The 5,069-nt window shown below is 67.9% G+C and carries 5 protein-coding genes; 3 read left to right on the top strand and 2 right to left on the bottom strand.

All coding sequences use genetic code 11. The features are described 5' to 3' along the window. Window positions 1–454: LysR substrate-binding domain-containing protein (locus H928_RS27180; protein ID WP_021026499.1), on the top strand; the 454-nt coding region annotated here is incomplete at its 5' end. Between the two features lie 43 nt (window positions 455–497). Continuing rightward, the gene (locus H928_RS0110680; protein WP_027010808.1) at window positions 498–1,559 is read left to right on the top strand and encodes a purine nucleoside permease; all 1,062 of its coding nucleotides are present in this window, start codon (window positions 498–500) and stop codon (window positions 1,557–1,559) included. A gap of 67 nt (window positions 1,560–1,626) precedes the next feature. Here the strand turns inward: H928_RS0110680 and H928_RS0110675 are convergent, their stop codons facing one another. Together H928_RS0110675 and H928_RS0110670 are read right to left on the bottom strand one after the other, a co-directional pair. Next, on the bottom strand, window positions 1,627–3,156 hold the full coding sequence (locus tag H928_RS0110675; RefSeq protein ID WP_021026497.1) for a M20/M25/M40 family metallo-hydrolase: 1,530 nt from the start codon (window positions 3,154–3,156) through the stop codon (window positions 1,627–1,629). Window positions 3,157–3,264: 108 nt separating this feature from the next. After that, complete coding sequence (locus H928_RS0110670) at window positions 3,265–3,921, bottom strand: tRNA-uridine aminocarboxypropyltransferase (RefSeq protein WP_239644933.1); 657 nt, start codon at window positions 3,919–3,921, stop codon at window positions 3,265–3,267. Between the two features lie 51 nt (window positions 3,922–3,972). Here H928_RS0110670 and H928_RS33200 point away from each other — a divergent pair. Beyond that, a partial coding sequence (locus H928_RS33200) for a chorismate-binding protein (protein ID WP_306729938.1) occupies window positions 3,973–5,069 on the top strand: 1,097 nt, incomplete at its 3' end.

Below are 5,069 nucleotides of genomic sequence, written 5' to 3'. Positions count from 1 at the left end.
GCGCGCGGTGGCGCTGCCGGCGGTGGATGAGGTCGCGGTGCTGCCCGCAGGCCACCCGCTGGCGCGCAAGCCCAGGCTGGAGCCTGCTGACTTTGCGGACCAGGCCTTTATCAGCCTGGCCGAGGGCGACCCCTACCGCATCCAGATCGACCAGGTGTTTGCCGATGCCGGCGTGGGCCGGCAGATGCTGCTGGAGACGCACAGCGCCGTGGCGGTCTGCGCGATGGTGCAAAACGGCCTGGGCCTGGCGATCGTGAACCCCTTCACCGCACTGGCCTGCCTGGGCCAGGGCCTGGTGCAGCGGCCGCTGGCCTTTTCGATTCCGTTCCGCACCCAGGTGCTGCTGCCGCTGCACCGGGCAGCGGTCCCCGAGGTCGATGCCTTGGTGACAGCGCTGGGCCAGGCCGCAGCTGGGCTGCCGACCTACAATGCGCAGCACGCCGGATCGCGTTGATATGCCGCTGATATCCCGGTGGTCTGACCAGGAGAAATACCCCATGCCCCGTGCCCCGCTTCGCTCTCTCGCCCGGCCGCTGTGCGCCAGCGCCCTGTTGCTGGCGCTGCTGTCCGGTTGCGCCAGCACCGGCAACCAGCCGCCCCAGTCGCCCCGAGTGGCCCAGGCCGCGCCACCGGTCCAGGTCAAGGTATTTGTCGCGGCTATGTTCGAGATCGGTGCCAACACCGGCGACCGGGCTGGTGAGTTCCAGCACTGGTATGAACGCTATTTCCGCAATGCCCAGCCTATCCAGGTGCCGGGCGCGCTGGGGCCGGTGTTCTGCAATGCCGATGGCGTCTGCGGCAGCGTGCTGGGCATGGGCAAGGTCAATGCCTCGGGCTCGATGCAGGCCATCGTGCTGAACCCGCAGTTCAATTTTGACCAGGCCTACTATGTGATCAGCGGCGTGGCCGGCACCCCGCCATCGCGCGGCACCATTGGCGATGTGACCTGGGGCAGCTGGCTGGTCGATTACGACCTGGGTCACCGCTGGGCGCCGGAAGAGGGCCAGGCCGGTGCGCCCGTCTTTATGCCACGCAAGGGCTATGAGGACTACCGCCGCTTTGCGCTGAACCCGGCGCTGACCCAGGCCGCCTATGCGATGAGCCGCGCCGTGCCGCTGCAAGACAGCGACGCAGCCCAGCGCTACCGCATGCGTTACCCCGATGCGGCGGCGCGCAAGGCGCCCAGCGTGCATGTGGGCACGCACATGACGGGCGACACCTTCTTCCACGGCCCGGGTCTGTCCAAGGAGGCGCAGTACATCGCCAAGCTCTATGGTGCGGACGACTATGTCGCCACCGAGATGGAGGCCGCCGCCATTGCGTTGGTGCTCAAGCGCAGCCATGGCACGGACCGGATTCTGAGCCTGCGCGGCTCGGTCAATTTTGACCAGGGCAACCCGCAGGAAACCACCCAGGCCCACCTGGACCCCAAGCCCGGCGAGACCGCAGGCGGCTTTGCCGAGACGGTGGCCAATGTGGCGGCCGTGGGCGGCGTCTTTGTCGACACCGTCGTCAAGGACTGGCCGCAGTGGAAGGATGGTGTGCCGGCTCAGCGCTGAGCAGCGTTGGGCCTGATAGGCCCCGGCACGGCAGGCCCCCATGCGTTTGGGGGGCCTTTTTTGGGGCTTATTTCCAGGGCTGGCTCAGGATGGATGCCAGGCTCTTGACGCCATCGAAGTAGTTGCCCAGGCGCATGTTCTCGTTCTTGCTGTGCTGGTTGTTGTCGGCGTTCACCATGGGCACGATCACAAAGGGGACTTTGAGCGCCTGCACCGCAGCACCGGTGGGCACCGTGCCGCCCATCATGCGAATCTGCACAGGGGCCTGGCCCCAGGCCTGCTGCATGCCCTGGCGCAGCCAGTCGCCAATGGGGGCGTTCAGGTCGGTGCGCACGGCGCTGGATGAGGCCGATACGCCGCCCATCTTCAGGCTCGCCAGCTTGGGGTACTGGGCGCGCTGCTCGGCGCTGGGCTCGCCGTCAATCAGGGTGAAGCCCTGGCCTTCGATATGGGTCTTGAGCAGCTGCAGCAGGCGCTCGAGTGGGGTTTCGGGCACCGTGCGCAGGTCCAGCTCGGCAATCGCCTGGGCGGGCACCACCGTGCGGGCTTTGGCGCCTACATCGGCGCTTTGCAGGCCGCGCACATTGAGCGACGGGTACTGCATCGACTCCTGGTAGTTGTTGCCCACCTTCTCGGCCTGGGCAATGCCCAGGCGCTTGCGCAGTGCGACTTCGTCATCGGGCACGGCCTGCATCACGGCCTGCGTTGGGGCATCAAAACTGATGCCGTCGTAGTAGCCCTTGACGAGCACGCGGCCATCGGGCGCCTTCATCGAGGCGAGCAGCTGCGCCATCGTGAAGGCGGGGTTGGCGGCATAGTTGCCGTAGTGGCCGCTGTGCAGATCCTGGCTCGGGCCATAGATGGTCAAGGTGGCCTGGGCCACGCCCCGGTTGCCAAACACCAGGGTGGGGCGGTTGCTGGCATGCATGGGGCCATCGAGCACCAGCAGTGCATCGGCCTTCAAGGCATCCAGGTTGGCGTTGATGACGCCGCCCAGCGATGGCGAGCCTTTTTCCTCTTCCGAGTCGAGCAGGATCTTGATATTCGTGCTGGGCGCCAGGCCCTGCTGCTGCAGCGCGTCGAGGGCGGCCATCAGCATGATGATGGGGGCCTTGTCATCGGACGAGGAACGGCCAAACACGCGCCACTCGGGGTTGGGCTGGGCGCCGTAGAGCTGGTCGAGCGCAATCTCTTTCCAGGTGCCATCGGCCTGGCGTTCCTTGAGCACCGGCTTCCAGGGGCTCTCCTGCTGCCATTCGGCAGGCGTCACCGCCTGGCCATCCATATGGGCGTAGAACAGCACGGTCTTGGTGGCGCCGGGCACGGGCGGCAGGGTGGCCAGCACCATGGGCTTGCCCTGGTTGGGCAGCAGCTGGGTCTGGAAGCCGCGCTTGTCCAGCGCCGCCTTGAACCACTGCGCATTCTTCTCGATATCTGCTGCCACATTCGAGTCATTGGGCAGCGCCAGCACCTCGATCCATTCGCGCAGGCTGGCGCTGCTGGCTTTTTGCACGGCGGCATCCGAGGGGGCAGCGGCCTGGGCCAGGCCGGCGGCGCACAGCGCGGCGCTGAGCAGGGTGAGGGTCGAGAACTTCATGCAAGGGCTCCGTCAGGGATAGAAAAAATGCTTGGCCTGGAGTATGTCCGAGTGCGCGCTCACCCACGGGCGCGCAGGCGGGCGCATTGTCGCCAGGGCGCCAATTGCTCAGTGTGCCGCACGCAGGCGTTCGTACTGCGCGATCAGGCCGTCAAACGACTGCTGCAGCGCCTGCAGCGGTGGTGCGCCATCGGGCCAGGCCTCCAGCTGCTGCAGCGCCAGCGCAGCGGCCTCCAGGGTCGACAATTGGCCCGCGCGCGGCGCCTTGCGGATGCGGTAGCCGGCCGGGCCGGTGTCCGTCAGTGCCAGGCGGGGCAGCTGGGCCAGCAGCGGGTTGGCATAGAGCATCTTGCGGCTTTTGCGCCAGGTGCCATCGATCAGTACCAGGCGCCGAACGCCCACTGGCGCATCGCTGCCCGCCAGCGCTGTCAAGGCGGCGGGCTGGTCGGGCGTCTGGGGGTAGAGCAGCAGCGTTTGCTGCGGTGCCTCGGCACCCGGCCAGGGGCCATGCAGCCATTGCTGCAGCTGCCCAGGGTCAAACGCCTCGCCCACCACCAGCTGGCTGCCTGGCAGGCACAGCTGCAGCAGGCGCGCAGTGCCCTTGGCCTCCTGCAGCTCCAGCGGGTGCTGCAGGATCAGCACCTGGGTGGCAGCCTGCAGCGGCTGCGCCAGCGCGCAGATGCAGGCGCTTTGCGGACGCAGGCAGTTGGGGCATTGGGCGCGGCGCGGGGCGGAGAGCACAGGTGTGGCGTGAGAAGCGGACAAGATGGCTATTGTGCTGCAAGGACAAGGCCAGGCCGCTATGCTGGCGCCCCTATGACAGCGCACAAGCCCTTTTCTGCCCGCATCGACATGGGCCAGCCTTTGTCTGGCGAACGGGAGCGCCTGCGCCTGAACCTGACGGGTCCCGACCGGGTGCTGGAGGCGCAGGATGCGCCATCGTTGCGGGCGTTGCTGGATGCCGTGGAGCAGGCCGCCCGCGCCGGGGCCTGCTGCGTCGGAGGCCTGCGCTATGAGGCCGCCACCGCGCTGAACCCCTATTTGCCGACACAGGCAGTGCCCAGCGGCGAGCCCCTGGCCTGGTTTGCGGTGTGGGATGCGCCAGCTGCTGATAGGGCGCAGTTGCCTGAGGCAGAGACGCCTGCCGTGCAAGTGCAGTGGCGCAGCACGCTCGCCCGCCCGCAGTTCGATACGCAGATGGCGCGCATCCATACCGATATCCGCAGCGGCGCCTATTACCAGATCAACTACACCCAGCAGCTGCAAGGCCACAGCGCCTTGCCTGGCGGCGGCAACGTAGATGGCGCCGCGCTGTTTGCCGCGCTGCAGCAGGCCCAGCCCGGCGGCTATGCGCTGCATATCGACCGGGGCGAGGAGCAGCTGCTGTCGGTATCGCCCGAGCTGTTTTTTGACTGGCAGCAGCCAGTGGCTGGCGCCGGCGACATCCTCACCCGCCCGATGAAGGGCACGGCCGCAAGGGGCAGCAGCCCTGCGCAGGACGAGGCCCAGGCCCAGGCCTTGCGCGCGTCGGCCAAGGAGCGGGCCGAAAACGTGATGGTGGTCGACCTGCTGCGCAATGACCTGGCGCGCATCGCCGAGCTGGGCAGCGTGCAGGTGCCGCAGCTGTTTGCGCTGCAAGCCCTCCCCACCGTCTGGCAGATGACCTCGGATGTGCGCGCCCGCCTGCCCCAGGGCACTGGCCTGGCCGATGTGCTGCAGGCCTTGTTCCCCTGCGGCTCGGTCACCGGCGCGCCCAAGCGGGCGGCCATGCAGGCGATTGCCGAGTTGGAACTTGGGCCGCGCGGCTGGTACTGTGGCGCGCTGGGCGTGGTGCGCTCCGATGGCGCAGGGGGCATACGCGCGACCTTCAACGTCCCCATCCGCACCGTGGCCTTGCGTGGCCGCCAGCTGCA

The sequence above is a fragment of the Comamonas sp. B-9 genome, assembly GCF_000410635.1.
In the GTDB taxonomy this organism is placed as follows: domain Bacteria; phylum Pseudomonadota; class Gammaproteobacteria; order Burkholderiales; family Burkholderiaceae_C; genus Comamonas.
This window is presented reverse-complemented; position numbering and strand designations above follow the sequence as displayed.

Excerpts from the sequence above, each read along its gene's own strand:
- H928_RS0110675 (WP_021026497.1), bottom strand. The coding sequence starts at position 3,156 with ATGAAGTTCTCGACCCTCACCCTGCTCAGCGCCGCGCTGTGCGCCGCC.
- H928_RS0110680 (WP_027010808.1), top strand. The coding sequence starts at position 498 with ATGCCCCGTGCCCCGCTTCGCTCTCTCGCCCGGCCGCTGTGCGCCAGC.